General features: G+C 63.9%; 19 protein-coding genes. 5 read left to right on the forward strand and 14 right to left on the reverse strand.

Annotated elements, in window-relative coordinates:
- Window positions 1–2: 2 nt before the first annotated feature.
- From AB0L82_RS13665 to AB0L82_RS13675, 3 genes are all read right to left on the reverse strand, one after another.
- Window positions 3–689, reverse strand: coding sequence for an alpha/beta fold hydrolase (locus AB0L82_RS13665; protein ID WP_364634942.1), 687 nt, complete (start codon window positions 687–689; stop codon window positions 3–5).
- A 67-nt stretch (window positions 690–756) separates the two neighbouring features.
- Complete coding sequence (locus tag AB0L82_RS13670) at window positions 757–2,238, reverse strand: MFS transporter (RefSeq protein WP_364634945.1); 1,482 nt, start codon at window positions 2,236–2,238, stop codon at window positions 757–759.
- Window positions 2,239–2,384: 146 nt separating this feature from the next.
- On the reverse strand, window positions 2,385–3,557 hold the full coding sequence (locus AB0L82_RS13675; protein ID WP_364634948.1) for an SMI1/KNR4 family protein: 1,173 nt from the start codon (window positions 3,555–3,557) through the stop codon (window positions 2,385–2,387).
- A 254-nt stretch (window positions 3,558–3,811) separates the two neighbouring features.
- Between AB0L82_RS13675 and AB0L82_RS13680 the strand changes: the two genes are divergently transcribed.
- A complete protein-coding gene (locus AB0L82_RS13680) occupies window positions 3,812–4,324 on the forward strand; it encodes a hypothetical protein (RefSeq protein WP_364634950.1) in 513 nt (170 codons plus the stop codon).
- On the opposite strand, the gene AB0L82_RS13685 is transcribed toward AB0L82_RS13680, so the two are convergent.
- The 5 genes from AB0L82_RS13685 to AB0L82_RS13705 form a co-directional block, all read right to left on the reverse strand.
- The gene (locus AB0L82_RS13685) at window positions 4,289–5,368 is read right to left on the reverse strand and encodes a methyltransferase (RefSeq protein ID WP_364634953.1); all 1,080 of its coding nucleotides are present in this window, start codon (window positions 5,366–5,368) and stop codon (window positions 4,289–4,291) included. The two genes, AB0L82_RS13680 and AB0L82_RS13685, sit on opposite strands and share 36 nt — an antisense overlap.
- A 285-nt stretch (window positions 5,369–5,653) precedes the next feature.
- The gene (locus tag AB0L82_RS13690; protein WP_364634956.1) at window positions 5,654–6,160 is read right to left on the reverse strand and encodes an HAD domain-containing protein; all 507 of its coding nucleotides are present in this window, start codon (window positions 6,158–6,160) and stop codon (window positions 5,654–5,656) included.
- Window positions 6,161–6,181: 21 nt separating this feature from the next.
- Window positions 6,182–6,415 carry a hypothetical protein gene (locus AB0L82_RS13695; RefSeq protein WP_364634959.1) on the reverse strand — a complete coding sequence of 78 codons (234 nt, stop codon included), beginning with the start codon at window positions 6,413–6,415 and terminating at the stop codon, window positions 6,182–6,184.
- Between the two features lie 23 nt (window positions 6,416–6,438).
- Window positions 6,439–6,981, reverse strand: coding sequence for a hypothetical protein (locus tag AB0L82_RS13700; protein WP_364634962.1), 543 nt, complete (start codon window positions 6,979–6,981; stop codon window positions 6,439–6,441).
- Window positions 6,982–7,103: 122 nt separating this feature from the next.
- Window positions 7,104–7,616 carry a hypothetical protein gene (locus tag AB0L82_RS13705; protein ID WP_364634965.1) on the reverse strand — a complete coding sequence of 171 codons (513 nt, stop codon included), beginning with the start codon at window positions 7,614–7,616 and terminating at the stop codon, window positions 7,104–7,106.
- A gap of 63 nt (window positions 7,617–7,679) precedes the next feature.
- Here AB0L82_RS13705 and AB0L82_RS13710 point away from each other — a divergent pair, with 63 nt between their 5' ends.
- Window positions 7,680–9,929 carry an AAA domain-containing protein gene (locus tag AB0L82_RS13710; RefSeq protein ID WP_364634968.1) on the forward strand — a complete coding sequence of 750 codons (2,250 nt, stop codon included), beginning with the start codon at window positions 7,680–7,682 and terminating at the stop codon, window positions 9,927–9,929.
- Between the two features lie 22 nt (window positions 9,930–9,951).
- Here the strand turns inward: AB0L82_RS13710 and AB0L82_RS13715 are convergent, their stop codons facing one another.
- From AB0L82_RS13715 to AB0L82_RS13725, 3 genes are read right to left on the reverse strand one after another with little or no spacing between them, the layout of a single operon-like run.
- Window positions 9,952–10,845 (reverse strand): aminoglycoside phosphotransferase family protein, encoded by an 894-nt coding sequence (locus AB0L82_RS13715; protein ID WP_364634971.1) that lies wholly within the window; start codon window positions 10,843–10,845, stop codon window positions 9,952–9,954.
- Window positions 10,842–11,438 (reverse strand): hypothetical protein, encoded by a 597-nt coding sequence (locus AB0L82_RS13720; RefSeq protein ID WP_364634974.1) that lies wholly within the window; start codon window positions 11,436–11,438, stop codon window positions 10,842–10,844. Before AB0L82_RS13720 ends, AB0L82_RS13715 begins: the two co-directional genes overlap by 4 nt.
- Window positions 11,413–12,180 carry a helix-turn-helix transcriptional regulator gene (locus AB0L82_RS13725; RefSeq protein ID WP_364634977.1) on the reverse strand — a complete coding sequence of 256 codons (768 nt, stop codon included), beginning with the start codon at window positions 12,178–12,180 and terminating at the stop codon, window positions 11,413–11,415. Before AB0L82_RS13725 ends, AB0L82_RS13720 begins: the two co-directional genes overlap by 26 nt.
- Window positions 12,181–12,315: 135 nt before the next feature.
- Here AB0L82_RS13725 and AB0L82_RS13730 point away from each other — a divergent pair, with 135 nt between their 5' ends.
- On the forward strand, window positions 12,316–12,786 hold the full coding sequence (locus AB0L82_RS13730) for a hypothetical protein (protein ID WP_364634980.1): 471 nt from the start codon (window positions 12,316–12,318) through the stop codon (window positions 12,784–12,786).
- Here AB0L82_RS13730 and AB0L82_RS13735 read toward each other — a convergent pair.
- Window positions 12,755–13,150, reverse strand: coding sequence for a VOC family protein (locus AB0L82_RS13735; RefSeq protein ID WP_364634983.1), 396 nt, complete (start codon window positions 13,148–13,150; stop codon window positions 12,755–12,757). The genes AB0L82_RS13730 and AB0L82_RS13735 overlap by 32 nt on opposite strands.
- A 105-nt stretch (window positions 13,151–13,255) precedes the next feature.
- Here AB0L82_RS13735 and AB0L82_RS13740 point away from each other — a divergent pair, with 105 nt between their 5' ends.
- Window positions 13,256–13,810, forward strand: coding sequence for an HTH domain-containing protein (locus AB0L82_RS13740; protein ID WP_364634986.1), 555 nt, complete (start codon window positions 13,256–13,258; stop codon window positions 13,808–13,810).
- The gene (locus AB0L82_RS13745) at window positions 13,765–14,244 is read left to right on the forward strand and encodes a WYL domain-containing protein (RefSeq protein WP_364636067.1); all 480 of its coding nucleotides are present in this window, start codon (window positions 13,765–13,767) and stop codon (window positions 14,242–14,244) included. Before AB0L82_RS13740 ends, AB0L82_RS13745 begins: the two co-directional genes overlap by 46 nt.
- On the opposite strand, the gene AB0L82_RS13750 is transcribed toward AB0L82_RS13745, so the two are convergent.
- Entirely contained in the window at window positions 14,179–14,607 is a 429-nt protein-coding gene (locus AB0L82_RS13750; protein WP_364634989.1) for a hypothetical protein, read from the reverse strand. The two genes, AB0L82_RS13745 and AB0L82_RS13750, sit on opposite strands and share 66 nt — an antisense overlap.
- Before the next feature lie 10 nt (window positions 14,608–14,617).
- Window positions 14,618–15,118 (reverse strand): N-acetyltransferase, encoded by a 501-nt coding sequence (locus AB0L82_RS13755; protein WP_364634992.1) that lies wholly within the window; start codon window positions 15,116–15,118, stop codon window positions 14,618–14,620.
- Window positions 15,119–15,127: the final 9 nt, after the last annotated feature.

Here is a 15,127-nt window from a genome sequence, read left to right on the forward strand (position 1 = left end):
GGTCAGAGCCACTCCCGTGCGGCGTTCAGGAATGCAGGGTAGTCGTCGTGGTGGATGACGTGGCCCGCGCCCGGCACGGTGTGCACGTGGAAACCCTTGGCGGTCAATTCGACTGCCTGATCGGGGGTCACGACAGTGCTGGGATCGGCGAGCAGCAGCAGGGTGCGAGCCGACGGCGGGGCCGGAGTGAATCCGGTCAGCGCCGGGATGATCTCCAGGGTCGTCTCATCCCACAACGCTAGTGATTCGAGCTTGTTCACATGCGCTTCGGGGGTGAATCGCGGCGCGGCGCTTCGGACATCGTCCAGCGTCCAATACTTCTGCGCACGGAATGCCTCGGCGATGGACGGATGTCCCGGGCCCCACGCGGGATCGATGTAGATGACTCGCTCCGGTTTGATCTCCTCCACCGCGGTGGCGAGCAGGAGCCCGCCGAGTGAGTGTCCGATCGCGAGTTCGGGTGGGTGCGGGACGCTGTCGGCCAGGGCACGTGCCAGGGATTCGACCGAATAACCCGCGGCGCGTGCGCTTTTGCCGTGACCGGGCAGGTCGGGGGCGATGACGTGATAGCCGCGCTCGGCGAGTTCGGGACCGAGCCGCAGCCATGTGGTCGAATCGGTGGTGATGCCGTGTACGAGCAGGGCGAGGCGGTCGCCCGCGCCCCATTCTCGCGTGTACAGGTCGGTCATCCGGCCAGCCTAGCCAGATTGTTCGATAGTTGTCCAACTATCGGATCATGCTGAGTGGAAGGGCGATTCAGCCCTCGTGCGCGGATTCCTGCGCCGCCTGACCTTCGGCGATATCGGCCGGTGTGAAGCGCATACCCAATACGACCAAGGCTGTGGCCGCCGCGATACCGGCCGAGCACAGGAAGGCGACGCCGTAACCCATGGCCAGTGCGTGCAATTGCGTATCCGATGCCACCGCGGCCGGGTCGGTGGTGCCGCCCTCGGCGCGCACCCGGGTGGCGACCGCGGCGCCGACCGCCACCAAACCCAGTGCGCCGCCCAGACTCTGGGCCACCTGCGCCAGGGCGGTGAGCGGGCCGATATCGGCGGGGCGCACACCGGCGATCGAGGACAGGGTCAGCGGGATCACCGCGAAACCGAATCCGAAACCGATGATGACTGCCGCCAGGACGATGACCGGGAAGTACGCGGGGTCCGTGTCCACGATCGTCGAGGCGTAGACGCAGCCGGTCAGGATGACCGCGCCCGCGATGATCACCAGCCAGCGCGGTTGCACGCGCAGCACCAAACGCGAGGAGAGCGTCGCACCGACGGCGAGCGATACGGCGAAGGGCAGCACCGCCATTCCGCTCTGCAATGGCGAATAGCGCAGTACGCCCTGCAGGAACATGGAGATGAAGACCGACAGGCACATCATGATCGCGCCGGACAGGCCGATGGCGATGAGCGCGGCGACGCGATTCGGATTGTGGAACAGGCTGAATGGCAGCAGCGGATTGGGGGCGCGGCGTTCGACCATCACGAAGGCGGTGAGCAGGACGAGCGAGACGATCGCCGGGATGTACACCAGCGGCCGGGTGACGCCATTGCCCGCCTCGTTCAACGCGAAGACTGCGAGGGTGACGCCGCCGGTGGCCAGGATCGCGCCGGGGACATCGAGGGCGGTGCGCTCGCCGACCGATTCGCGCAGGCATACCAGTGCGCCCACGGTGACCAGCACACCGATCGGGACATTGATGAGAAAGACCAGCCGCCAGGAGATCTCGGTGAGCACACCACCCGCGATGAGACCGGCCACCGAACCGACACCGGTGAGCGCGGCGAAAACCGCGAACGCCTGACTGCGCGCCTTACCGGGTGCGTAGGTGGTGGCGACAAGCGCCATTGACGTCGGAGCGGCGATCGCGGCCGCCATTCCCTGCAATGCTCGCGCGCCCACCAGAACCGCTGGATCCCAGGCGATTCCGCACAGCAGCGAACTCAGCGTGAACATGGCGACGCCGAACGTGAACACCCTTTTGCGCCCGAAGGTGTCCCCCAATCGCCCGCACAACAGCATCAGCCCGCCCAGTGCCAGCACATACGCGGTGACGATCCAGCTGCCACCCGCCTCGGACAAGCCGAGCGCCTGCCGAATATTGGGCAGTGCCAGCGCGACGACCGTTCCGTCCAGCACCACCAGCAGTTGTAGCCCGCCGAGCACGAATATGGGTGCGCCCCATACCCGTTCCTGTCCGATGGTCGCGGGCCCGGCCGCGGAGACGATCATGGGAGCCGACCCTACCCAGCGCGGGTCGGCGGCGGCAGTGCCTGCGCGGGGTTCGTATCACCCCACCGAGTGGGCAAATCAGCCGCGTCGGCAGCCGGATCAGCCCTGGGGCACAGTTGACGCTTCTCGCGGACTGATGATCGGTCTCAGTCGGCGCGGATTCGGGTCTGCCACCACAGGCTGTCGCAGGCTTTGAGTAGATGCTCGCGGACCGTGCCCGCGGCGGTGGTGTGGCCATCGCGCGGACCGGCGACGGTGGAGTCGTCGAGCAGGGAGCGCACGAAGCCGTCGCGGGTGTCGACGCCGAACGGGCGGACACCCAGGATCGCGAAGGGCACGGCGGGAATTCGGCCGATTCGCTGCAGGACCGGAGCCTTGGGTTCGGGGTCCGGATGGCCGCCCGCGCGCATGCCGTGCAATAGCATGCGGAACGCCTCATCCTCGGATTCCTGTGCGGCGACGAGGATTTCGCGCCAGCGGCCGCCGTCGAGCAGCTGGCCGGTGGACAGCACTTCACCCAGGCCCCATGGTGAGGAGATCATGCCGTCGGTGATCGAGAGCAGTTCGCGGTGCTCGGGGTGCAGTGCGCCCGCGACGGCGCTGTCGAGTTCATCCAATTCCGCTTCGGAAGCGCCCATCTCGAGCACGACCGGATGTTCCGGGAAGGCCAGCGCGGATAGTTCGGCGATCTTGGCGACGATATCGGCCATCGAGGGCGGATCCTTGCGGATATCGCGGCCCCAGGTGTCGGAATGCGGTCCGAGTTCGGCGGAGTCGGCGAAGGCGCGCAGCTGGGGTAGTTCATAGGACAGGTACGAGTACAGGTCCGGCCAGATGGTGTCCGAGCCGATATCGAGCGGGAAGACGCCACCGGCCGGGCCGCCCGGTGTGTCCTGAAGCAGCAGGTACAGATGTGAGGCGTAGCCGTTGTCGTTATCGCCGATGGATTGGCAGACGGCCGGATCGTCCGGGATGCCGAGGTCCGCGGCCAGGACGCCCGAGCTGTTCTCCATGAAGATCTGCAGGGTCTCCTCGGCCGCGAACCAGCGGTCGCCGGTGCCGAGGTCGTCGGTGCCGAGTAGTCCGGAGCCCAGGAAGTATTCGTCCCAGCCATTGGCTACGGTCAGGAATTCGCGGTAGTGCGGATCGAGCGGGTGGCCGAGTCGTTCCTCCGCGGCGCGCAGTTCGGCTGCTGTCGCACCGGGTTTCGGCAGCGTCAATGGCCGGTAGAGGTCGTCGGCCGCGGCTAATCGGCGGCGCTGTTCGATCAGCTGGTCGATCAGTTCTCGCCATGCCTGCTGTCCCACGGGTGTCGCCATGACACTCCCTCCCGCCGACCCGTATCAGTGAGCTATTTCGTAGCTATCGTAATTGGCGGTCGGCCGCCTTGCGCGATGAGCGCGGACCCGGGCGATATGTCCGAGTCTGAGGGTTTGGACTGAATTTGGCCGAGGCCGCCCACCGATGAGTCCATCCGGTTGACTGATCGGTAAGGTCGAGAATCGCGCGATGTCGCCGGTCGCCCGGCTGACACTGTGCGCGACAGATGTTTTCGACGATGAAGGATGAGCAGTTGACGTTTTCGAAGAGTGGACGCATCGCGATCGGCGCACTCGCCCTGGTTTCGGTGCTCGGACTGTCCGCGTGCGGCAGCGGCGACAAGCATGAAGGCAAGCACGCGGCCACCACCACCGCCGCGTCGAAGGCGACCACCGCCGCCGCTCAGACCAACTACCCGCCGGTGCCGACCGCCGATGACCTCAACGCCGCATTCCAGAAGGTCGTCGACCCGAGCACCCCCAATGAGGCCAAGCTCGAACTGATGCAGGGCGTCTCCTCGGACCCGTCCCTCCCGCAGCGCCTGAGCGACGTCTACACCCAGAACAACGTCTCGGTGAAGGTCACCAACGTGACCGACCTCGGCAACGGCACCCTCACCGCCGACGTGCAGCTGGCCCTCAATGGCGGCACCCCGCAGAACGCGGTCGTCCCGTTCATCGCCGAAGACGGCAAGTGGAAGGTCCAGAAGGAATGGATCTGCAACATGCTCTCACTCGGCAACCAGACCTCCCCCGCCTGCAGCTGATTCGGGAGTCGCATCCACCGGCCGGGGTGTCTGCTCGAGATGCCCGGCCGGTTGGAATTCGATAGCGGTCCGCCCGTCTGCCACCCGCGTCACCGCGCGGCGAGTGAGTCCGCAGTCCGCCGCCAGTCGGGTCAGTTCTTCGACGGTACGTTCGCGACCGGCGAAGCACATCAGCATGAATAGGTTGATCGCGGTATTCGCGCCTTCGCCCCGGATCGGTTCCAGTACTACGACAACGCTATTCGGGTCTGCGGCTTGTGCGCATTCGGCCAGGATGGCGCGGGCGTGTGTGTCGTCCCAGTCGTGCAGGATGTCGGACAGCAGGTAAGCGTCGGCCCCGGTGGGCAACGGATCGAAGAAGTTGCCGGATAATGCGGTGGCACGATCGGTAAGCCCAGCGGCCCTGAAGGTTTCGGCCGCCAATGCCGCCGTTGGCGCGAGGTCCAGGACCTGTCCTCGGACTCCGGTATGCGCACGAAGAATTGCCATGAGAAGCGTTCCGTCACCGCCGCCCACGTCCACGATGTGGGTGAAGCGTCCCCAGTCGAACTGTTCCGCGATCTGCCCCGCCATCGCCTGGAATCGCCACTTCATCTGTGCGTCGAAGGATTTCCGCAGCGCGGGCTCGGCATCCAGATCCGCCCAGAATGAGCGTCCATACCGCCGGGGATACGCCGGAGCACCGGCAACGATCGTTCCGAGCAACTCGACGAACGCCAATTCGGCTCGGCCACCGGCGCTGTCGATATCCAGCAGGATTCTGAACCCCTCCGGGGCGTCCGCGCGCATCTGATCACCAAGGCATGTGGTCCGGTACCTGCCCGATGCCCGATCACAGTCGAATACGCCGACGGTGACCAGATGGTCGAGCAGCAATTCGAGCGCTGGCGCGGAAGTCCCTGAGCGAGCGGCTAATTCGACAACTGTCCCACCCGTATCGCCCGCCAGCTCGGCAAGCCCGAGCGTAGCGGCCACCCGAATGGACATCGGCGTAGCCAGATCGGCCAATGCCAGTATCGACGGCGATTCTCCCGGCGTATTCACCCCCGGACTCTAACGATCTGTAATGTTCGCCGCCCGCCCCACGATCAGCCCATAGCCACGTTGGGGAGAGTGATGGTCGCGAAAAGTTCGGCGCCACAGGGCCGCCGAAGACTGAACTGGTTCAAAATCATCCGCCACACCGCCGGCGCGATAGCCGCCCTCATCCTGATCATCGCCGGTCTCCTGGCAATGAAGGCCACCCCGGTTCCCTCCCCCACCACCAATCCCCCCGTAGTACAGCTGCCCGCAATCTCGGAACCGCTGCTACCGAAGTGGCTGGAGCCCTCACCCACCTGACCCGACACCCATCACCCGCGCGCACCAGTCCTCGAACACGCCGAAGTCACTACGCCGCAATCCAATCCGGGGATCAACTCGATAGAGCAACGACGGACTCCCATAATTCCCCGCCACCCATTCCACATCCCCCTGACCGATCTCATCATCAACCCAAATGAACGGTCTCCCCCGCGCCCACTCAACCAATGCCCGTGTCTTCCAATGCAACCCGAACCACGCGTCAACCCGATCATCGGCCCCCTCGGGCCACTCCACAACTCCCAGCGTGCCCAACCCCAATCGAGGCCCGATCACCTCATTGGCTTCATGCATCCAGGTCGTGGCCCACACCAGCTCACAGGGAAGCGCCGCGAGCAGCGCCCCAACACTCGGATCCACACGCGCCACAAGCGGATTCCCGAGATGGTCACTCTCCCCCACCGACCCGTCGAACGGTATCAGCGGCCCGTCGACATCCAGAAACAACACTGGCCGACACGGAGCATCCGTCATCTGCGCAGGATAGCCCGAGGACTATTCGAAACCGCCCGCGATCAACCACTCGACCTGAAATTCCTGCGGCGATATCTCCTCGAGAGTCCGATCTGGACCTTGCCAGTGCTGCTCGATCGATTCGATGGGATCGTCCGACAACTGGGTGGAGTCGGTCTCCGTGAAACCACCAGCGAACCCGACGCCACCGGAATGAAAGCACTCGACCTTGCGGGATTCATAACCGTCGCTGTCGATCTCGACGAAGATCTGCACCGGTTTGACCAACCCGGCATCGGTTACGCGTACTCGCCGATACGCAGGTCTGGTTCATCTGGTTCGAAAGCACCTGCGCGGGCCAGCGCGATTGAGCGCTCCATTTCGGGCTTCCCGGCCGGAAACCAGGGGTTCGACACAAATCTAGTTGCCATGTACAGACCGTCCTCGCCAGGTTGATCATCCTCCGATTGCCGCCACCTACCGTCATCCCACCAACGCACGAATGCCACCGTCGCACTGTTGATTCGGGGATTTCCGAAGTTCCTGTCGGCGGCGATTGCCCACGCGGGAGCGCCCTCCCACGGGTCGTCGTCGGGTGACCACCGTGCAGCTGACTCGTCCCATCCGAAGAGCACTGCCCGATCATCGGGTAGGCGGATCACCGCGAACCAGTTGCCCGCGCCGTCCTCTATCGCCATTCGCCGCGCTTGGGCCGGTTCCGTCCGACCACCCATGCGATCGCCAGCCAAGCTACGCATATCACCGCGGACGCTCGCGTAGTCGCCGTTCAATGCTTCCAACCGTGTCAGCAGTACATCAGGATCAGGTAGCTCGAGTTCCATGACGCGCAAACTACTCGAACCCGACGACATCCTCATCGGCCCGGACGCAACGCGCCGCAGTGAGTTCTCGGGGCGACTTCAATTCACCGAATGTCCAGTGCCTCAATCGAACCCGGTGAAAATCAGCGAACTGTAGAATTTTTGCCGAGCGGCGGAAAACAGGGGGTTCGATGCTCGATCCACGGGGTGTTGCGGTTGTCATTCGACGCAGGGGCGGCGGGGAGCCGGTGGATAAGACGCTCGAGATCAGCTTTCTGGAGCGGGGGCCCGCCGGTTTTCGCGTGCGATTCGGGCTGCCCAAGGAGTACACGTTCGGGTTGGATCTGGTGACGATGCTCGAACGGCCGCAACGGATGCCGCCCGGTACGCGGCTGGTTGTCGACGGGGCTGTGGTGGATGCGGCGGAGGGGTTCCTGTTCACCGGGCCGGGCGCGGGCCAGGGCTGGTGGCATGTGCTGACCGGCCGCCAGCGATGGGAGGCTTACAGCGCCGATCGCGTGGCTGTCGCGCCCAATGCGAACATCGGTGCCGGTTCGCGGGCGGTGCTGACATATTGGCGCGCGGTGGTGGATCTGATGAGCGGGGAGGCCGCACAGGTATTGCAGCGGAATCATCAGCGCCTGAGTTTTATTCACGCGGAATCGGCGTTGGCGCGGATCCTCGAACGATCACCGATCGAGCCACTGGCGGACGAGGCGGTGCCGTTGGCGCTGTATCCGTTCCGGACCAACATCAGTCAGAGCGAGGCGGTGGGTAATGCCCTCCACTATCCGATTTCGGTGATCGACGGACCACCGGGAACGGGAAAGACGCAGACGATTCTCAACATAATCGCGTCGATAATCTGCCGGCCGGGAGTGACGGTGGGCGTGGTGTCGTTCAGTAATCCCGCGGTTGACAATGTCTTCGGAAAGCTGACTCGCGAAGGCTTCGGGATGGTCGCGGCGAATCTGGGAAGCTCACACAAGCGAGACGGGTTCTTCGAAACGCAAGGACCACGAAATATCGCGGTCGATGCGATGGTGGGAGCTGCGCCGATAGCCGACGAGAAGGCGGCCGACCGACTCCGCAAGGTGAATCGGCGACTGGAGGACCTGCTGAAGCAGGATCGGCGGCGCGCGGAACTGCAGCAGCAGTTGCACGGATTCCGTTTGGAGCAGCGACATTTCGAGTCATTCTTCGAGCGGGGCGAGGTGCCGGGCGTCAATGAACTGCCGCTGTTGCGGCGATATCGCGCGGATAAACTGCTGGCCTTCATCGAGGACACCGATCCCCGCTGGATCAGGGACGGCAGTTGGCAGCGGATGACCGATATCGTGCGGCACTATTTCAAGTATCGGGCGCTGCGCAAGGTGGATGCCGGGGATGCCGATGTCATCCTGCGGATCGAACGTCTCTACTACCGGAAGCGAATCGCCGAACTCGAACAACAGGTCGACGCGCTGCGTAACACGTTGGCAGGGAAGCAGTTCGACGATCACCTTGCCGAACAAGCACGGTTGTCCCAGCAGCTGCTGCGGGATTCGCTGTGCATCCGCTACGGCGCGATCGCCCGCAGCACGTACCGCAAGGGTTATCAGCGTCAGTTCGAGCAGTTCGCTCAGGACTATCCGCTGATATTGAGCACCTGTCATTCACTGCAGAACAGCATCGGCGCCGCGACGCTCCTGGACTACCTCATCATCGACGAAGCATCACAGGTGGACCTGGCAACGGTTGCGCCGACGCTGGCCTGCGCGCGCAATCTGATCGTCGTCGGCGATCTCGAGCAATTGCCGCCGGTCACAACGGCACTGGTAGGCGTGCCCGCGGCGCCCGATCCTGTCTTCGACTACCGGAACAGTGTGCTGGCCACGGTCATCGACTGTTTCGGCGATGGAATTCCCCGCACAATGTTGCGCGAGCACTATCGCTGCGATCCGGACATCATCGAGTTCTGCAATCGAAAGTTCTACGACCGCAAACTGATTCCGTACACCGCCAGCGAGACGAAATTCGCGCCGATGACCGTGGTGCGAACCTCCCCCGGCAATCACATGCGCTACATCCGCGGTGACACCAACCCCCTGACCATGGGGCGCAGCAATCAGCGCGAGATCGACGTGATCCAAAACGAGGTCATTCCTTGGATATCCGCCGATATCGCCCTGGACGATGTCGGGGTCACCACGCCTTACAGACGGCAGGCCAACAAGGTCACCGATGCTTTGATCGACTCCATCGAAGCCGATACCGTGCACAAATTCCAGGGCCGGGAGAAAGCCGCCATCGTCATGACGACGGTCCTGGACAACTCCAAGAGCAGCCTGAAGGCACTCCAGTTCGCCGACGACCCGAAATTGATCAATGTGGCGGTATCCCGCGCGGCCCGGTTGTTCGTCCTGGTGACGCACCCGTCGGAACTACCGGCAAGCCGCCATCTGCGCGACCTGATCGGCTATATCCGATACCGCGATCCCGGCAATGCCGTGGTCGACAGCAACGTGGTATCGATCTTCGATCTGCTCTACACCGAACAGGAAAAACGCCGTCGCAAACACCCGCGCATCGGTTGGGACCGCACCGAAAACCCCTCGGAAGACATCGCGCTGACCTTCCTGGAAGAGATCCTCACCGACCCCGCATACCATCATCTGGCAATACACCGACAGGTTCCCCTGCAACATGTATTCCCACGAGACCGCTCCCGCCTGACCGACAGACAGCGCGAGTTCATCAGAAACCGTTCGACCTTCGACTTCGTCATCTTCAACCAGATCACAAACGCCAACCTCTGCGCAGTGGAAGTAGACGGCTTCTACCCCCATGAGGGAGATCCCAGTCAAATCGAGCGCGATTCCGTGAAAGACGCCATCTGCCAGCGCTTCTCATTCCCGATCCTGAGGTTGGCAACCACCGGAAGCAATGAACCGGCACGAATCAAATTCTTCCTCGAGCGCATCCCCTGACCTCGGCACACGCGGTGCACGTTCAGAGCGCCCGCCACGCCCAGGGCTTCGGCACCAGCCCGCGGAGGCATGCGATCCGGTGCGCGGCCTCGGTCACGACTGCATGGCTGCCATCCGATCGGCCTAGCGCGAAGCCTGCCCACCGGAACTCCTGGATGTCGGCGAGTACCCGATAGCCTGCCCACCGGGTGACGTCGTAGCCGCCGTACGCCGCCACGAAGCTCTCATACTCGTCGTCGGAGATCCGTTGGAAGTCGGTGTAGTCCACCGCTAGCTGAACGAGATCCCATTCTCGCCATCCCATAGATACGTTGTCGAGGTCCAGCACTATGGGATCTCCCGAGGGCGGCGCCACAAGATTTCCTTGCCAGGCGTCGCCGTGTATGACGCACGGAGGCAACGGATCACCTATATCGTCGTAGCGCTGACGCAGCTGCCGATACTGCGCCAGAAGCCAGGAACGGTCTGCTTCGTCGATCGTGGCGGCGGACTCGATACGTTCTCGCAATCCGTCGAATGGCGCATAACACGGAAGCGGGAATTCAGTTGGAGGGGTCAGGGTGTGCAACTTTCGAAGCATGCCGCCGAGCTCGCCGGGTGTGGACGGCCTGTGGTCCGGGATCAGGGTCCACCAGGTCACGGGTTGGTCACCAACCAGCGTAGGCTGCGACACAGAGTCCGCCGCGCGCACGGTTTCGATGCCATTTTGGTTGAGCCAGCGCGAGATACAGAGTTCCCGCTGCGCCACCTGGTAACTTCCCGATTCACCGATTCGAGCCACAACCCCGTTGGGCAACTCGAAGATCGCGTGGGAACCTTCGCGAATTCTTACTGCGCCCCGCGCGTCCACTCCTCCGAGGGCCGCGGCCCGGGCCAGCACATCAGCGGATGAAATCTGTTCTCCGGGTTGAGTCACGAGGGCACCCCGGGTTGTTCACGATCCTCGGCGAGCACACCGTAGAGCTCGTTCACCTCAGGTATGTCGAGGTGCTTGATGGACGCGCGAGTCAGCACCTGCAATTCATCGCGAACCCGTCGGGAATCAAGTCCTTTCGCATGGTGTGCGGCTTGCACTCCGAGCCCCGCCGCTTCCCGCGGATTCCCAATGCGCATCGTGAGCGTGGCCAGTCGGGTCAGCGAGAAGGTTCGAGACCGTGGATAGCTCTCATCCTGCCGCCGGATTGCCTGGGCAATTCGGGGCGCGGCCAGTTCCTTCTGGTTTCGCGCCAACGCAACCGGGATGAGAGCCTTGCCGGTGCTGCCCAGGTGCTCGGCTTCGTCGTAGTAGCACATCCAGGGCGCGTCCTCACTTGGCACGCTGTCGGCGAAATAGTCGTCGGCGCGCGCTACTTCATTCAATGTCTCGTCGGTACGTCCGAGTGCGGCGAAGAACTGCGCGCGTCGCGTGCTGAGCATTGCGCGCGTGGTGGCGGAAAGTCTGTCGGAACGCACCTGAGCAAGTTCGACGAGTGACAGTGCATTGTCAGCACCGCTGGTATAGGCCGTCATCCGAGCCATATCGGCGAGCACGCTTGCCCGCAGTTCCCAAGATCCGGCGGCGTCTGCGCACCAGAGGTGCAAAACGCGAGTGCTGTTCTGCGGTAGAGAAGTCCGCGATATCAAAGGCCGCAAACGCTGCCACGCCACCCAGGTTGCCGACAGCTTCGAACATCGCCCGGCGGGTTTCGGGTGCACCCCTTCCTCGCACGAGCGGTGCGAGCTCGTAAAGCTGCCGACTCGCAAGGGTATTGGCCGGTCCGCCACCGCTCAGGTTCTCAGTGGCCGCGGCGTGGCGGGTGGCGTCCCTCACTCGTTCGACATCGGAAAGCGCGACCCTACCGGTTCCGCAGGGTTCAGGAACATATCGATCGGGCACGGCCTCCAAATCGAAAGGGCTGAACACATTGGCGGTGAGCGTCTTACAGGGCACAGTCGGTGCACCGAGTGAGCCCGCATCCGTATGACGCCTGGCCTGTCGATCATCATCCGCATGCGCACGAAGGGTGACGAGCGCTCCTGCCGCCCCGAGGGCACCGTCGATTGCGGCAACAATCTCACGCGAGGGAAGGCTGGAATTCTCCCACTCGGTCAGCGTGACGTACTGACGCGAGTAGCCGATCTTGGACGCCAATACGCGTTGAGAAATGCCCGCCTCTCTTCGAAAGCGTTTGATTTCGCGCGCCAGCTGGTCGGCGACCGATGGCTGACGCCGGTCAGGCTCGTTCGTCAAGTCGCCCTCACCCCTGGCCATGGGTTTCATTCTGGTCTACCGCGCCGGTGTGGCAAGTCCCGTTTCCGCACGACTTGCCATCTTTCTTGCCTCGCAAACACTGCGGTTTGCTCGTCGTGAACAAGCGGCTCACATTCGACCAGTGAGGGAGCACCGATGAACCGAGGTACCGGAATCTTCAGATTCCCCGGCGGTGTTCTGGAACTTCGAGCCGGGGACGCGTCTGAGGATTGCTCGGGGGTCTACCTGGAACTCTCCGAGTTCGTACAGGACGACGACCACGAATCGACTAGAGGATCAACGGAAATGCACTACAGGCCACCGTGTTTGGGCTACCTGCGGACCGATGTGTCCGGAGCGGGGCAACTTTGGGACCAGAGTCAGATCCGTAGGCTCGCGGAGCGGCTGGGCTATGACTTCGCCGACATGGTGATCTACGACCCGAAGTTCGGGCGGCCGCCATTCGCTCGGTTGAAGGCACAGGCGACTCGGTTGGATGCGGAGGCCGTGCTCGTGCCGAGTGTCGAGCATTTCGATGGGGAGGAGATGCCCGGGGTCTTGGTGCGGGAACTCGACGTGATCACGGTGACGCCGTTCAGGCGAACTTTGCGAGAGCTTGCTCGGTGATCGGGGTGAAGAGGTTGATCAGGTTGCCGTCGGGGTCTCGGAGTAGGAGGGAGCGGTTGCCCCAGGGCATGGTGGTCGGCTCGTTGACGAAATCGGTGACCGTGGCGCGTAGGCGCGCGTAGGTGGCGTCGACGTCGGGGACGTGGAATTCGATGATGGCGGTGTGGTTGTCGGCGGGGCGGGCACTGCCGGGGGCGAAGAGGGGGACGGTGCGGGTGCTGCCGATCGCGAGGGTGGCGGAGGGGGTGGTGAGTTCGGCGAAGTCGGGGGTGCTCCAGGTGGGTTCGATGCCGGTCAGGTGTTCGTAGAAGGTGACCAGCTGGTGGATGTTGTCGGTGATCAGGCGGATCGAGACGAGGTTCATCGGGTACTCCCGTGGTCGGAATTCGCGCGGCGGGTGCGCCGTCGAAGGCCACGGTAGGAGGTATACCGGACAGATTCCGCCCGGTATCGATGAGAGAATTTCCCGATGACTCGGCCTACCGTCCGTGTGCTCGCGCTGCTGGAGCTGTTGCAGACCGGCGGCACCCACACCGTCGGCGCGCTCGCCGACAGGCTCGGGGTCGATGAGCGCACCGTCAGGCGATACGTCACCCATCTGACCGACTTGGATATCCCGATCCGATCGGTTCGGGGCCGCTATGGCGGCTACCGGCTCGCTCCCGGGTATCGAATGCCACCCCTGATGCTGACCGATGACGAAGCGGTGGCCGTATTGCTAGGGCTGCTCACCAGCCGCAGCGGATCTACGACCGCCCACGCCGTGGAAAGCGCCACCGCCAAACTCCGCAGGGTCCTGCCCGCCCGCCTGACCACCCGCTTGGAAGCACTGATCACCACCGTCGAATTCACGGCCGACGACCGTCCAGAAGTCGCCGTGGACACGACCGTGCTCCTCCGCCTCGCCGAGGCAACGCGCGAACACCGAACGCTCGCATCACATGCACCGATCGCAACGGACGCCACAGCGAACGAACCATCCACCCGTACGGGCTCGTCGCCCACTCCGGCCGGTGGTACGTGACCGGTAAGGACGGCCGCAGCAGCGAAGCACGTCAGTTCCGACTCGACCGTATCGGCACCGCAACGGTTCTTTCCGAGATATTCACTCCTCCAGCTGGATTCGATGCCAGCGCACATTTGCTTTCCAGTCTCGCCACAGCGCCCCATCGGTACGAGGTGTCGATCCTGGTTCAGGGCACGCCGGTCCAGGTCCGCCCACTCCTGCCCGAGGCGATCGCGACCGTGCAGCAAGTCGATTCGTCATCCTCCGATGCCGAACCCTGGGTCCGCGTTCAAATCCGAGCCGAACAGCTCGACTGGATTCCCCCTCTCCTGGCCGGCCTACACCGCCGGTTCGTGATCGAACAGCCCGCCGAACTCAATGACGCCCTACGCGATCTTGCCCGCCGACTCACCGCCGCCGCCGACGGCCGACCGGCCGGGGGCATGGAGTAACCATCGCCAGCGCGGCAACTCGGCGAGCACGGTCAGCAATGCCAACACGCTGACCAGGATCGCGAGCCACGATTGCCAGGCCAGCCAGGAGCTGATTACCGCAGCGGCGAGTTGCAGCACGACCAGGGCGATCGTCGCGATGCCCGGAACCGGGATGAGGGTTTGCTTCTTGTCCCCGGGCGTGGAGAACACGGTCGGCAGGCCGATGAGCACAATCACCGAAAGAACCGCCAGCACTACCGAATGTTCGGCAAGAGCCCAGGGGGTTGCGACCCAGGCAATGAGTTCGGTGGTGAAGCGGAGGACCGAGGGGATGCGGCCGCGGTCGGTGAGGTTGGGCGAGACGGTTGCGGGGTCGAGCATGACGGTCAGCTTAGGTGGGGAGCCAGGTGTATTCGAGTTCGGTGAGGGTGAAGCCCTGGGGGAAGTGGGCGGGGCGGCGGTCGGTGCGTTTGCCGCCGTGGCGTTCGTAGAACGCTATGGCCGGGGTGTTGGCTTCGAGGACTTCGAGGTAGAGGGTGCGGCCGGGATGTTCGGTGCTGGCCCAGGCTTGGGCGTGGATCAGAAGGCGGGTGCCGGTGCCCGAGCGTTTGAGGGTGGGGCGGACGTGTAGGTTGTCCAGGAGGATACGGCCGTCGGATTGTGGTGCGAGGTAGACGAATCCCGTCAAGGTGGCCGCGTCCGTGGCGACGAATAGGGCCGCGCCGGGGGTTGGGGTGGTCAGGCGGTGCTGCCACAGGGCCAAGCGCTCTTCGTAGAGCGGGCCGTTGAGGTAGTCGGCGGGCATGATGTCCGCGTAGGCGGTGCGCCAGCTCTCGGTGTGGAGCGTGGCGACCGCTTCGGCGTCGGCGAGGGTGCCGCGGGTGATGGTCATCGGCACTCC

It is taken from the genome of Nocardia sp. NPDC052001 (genome assembly GCF_040680615.1).
Lineage (GTDB): Bacteria > Actinomycetota > Actinomycetes > Mycobacteriales > Mycobacteriaceae > Nocardia.

Coding starts and splice junctions, on each gene's coding strand:
- AB0L82_RS13665 (WP_364634942.1), bottom strand. CDS start 689: ATGACCGACCTGTACACGCGAGAATGGGGCGCGGGCGACCGCCTCGCC.
- AB0L82_RS13670 (WP_364634945.1), bottom strand. CDS start 2,238: ATGATCGTCTCCGCGGCCGGGCCCGCGACCATCGGACAGGAACGGGTA.
- AB0L82_RS13675 (WP_364634948.1), bottom strand. CDS start 3,557: ATGGCGACACCCGTGGGACAGCAGGCATGGCGAGAACTGATCGACCAG.
- AB0L82_RS13690 (WP_364634956.1), bottom strand. CDS start 6,160: ATGACGGATGCTCCGTGTCGGCCAGTGTTGTTTCTGGATGTCGACGGG.
- AB0L82_RS13700 (WP_364634962.1), bottom strand. CDS start 6,981: ATGGAACTCGAGCTACCTGATCCTGATGTACTGCTGACACGGTTGGAA.
- AB0L82_RS13720 (WP_364634974.1), bottom strand. CDS start 11,438: ATGACGGCCTATACCAGCGGTGCTGACAATGCACTGTCACTCGTCGAA.
- AB0L82_RS13725 (WP_364634977.1), bottom strand. CDS start 12,180: ATGGCCAGGGGTGAGGGCGACTTGACGAACGAGCCTGACCGGCGTCAG.
- AB0L82_RS13730 (WP_364634980.1), top strand. CDS start 12,316: ATGAACCGAGGTACCGGAATCTTCAGATTCCCCGGCGGTGTTCTGGAA.
- AB0L82_RS13735 (WP_364634983.1), bottom strand. CDS start 13,150: ATGAACCTCGTCTCGATCCGCCTGATCACCGACAACATCCACCAGCTG.
- AB0L82_RS13740 (WP_364634986.1), top strand. CDS start 13,256: ATGACTCGGCCTACCGTCCGTGTGCTCGCGCTGCTGGAGCTGTTGCAG.
- AB0L82_RS13750 (WP_364634989.1), bottom strand. CDS start 14,607: ATGCTCGACCCCGCAACCGTCTCGCCCAACCTCACCGACCGCGGCCGC.
- AB0L82_RS13755 (WP_364634992.1), bottom strand. CDS start 15,118: ATGACCATCACCCGCGGCACCCTCGCCGACGCCGAAGCGGTCGCCACG.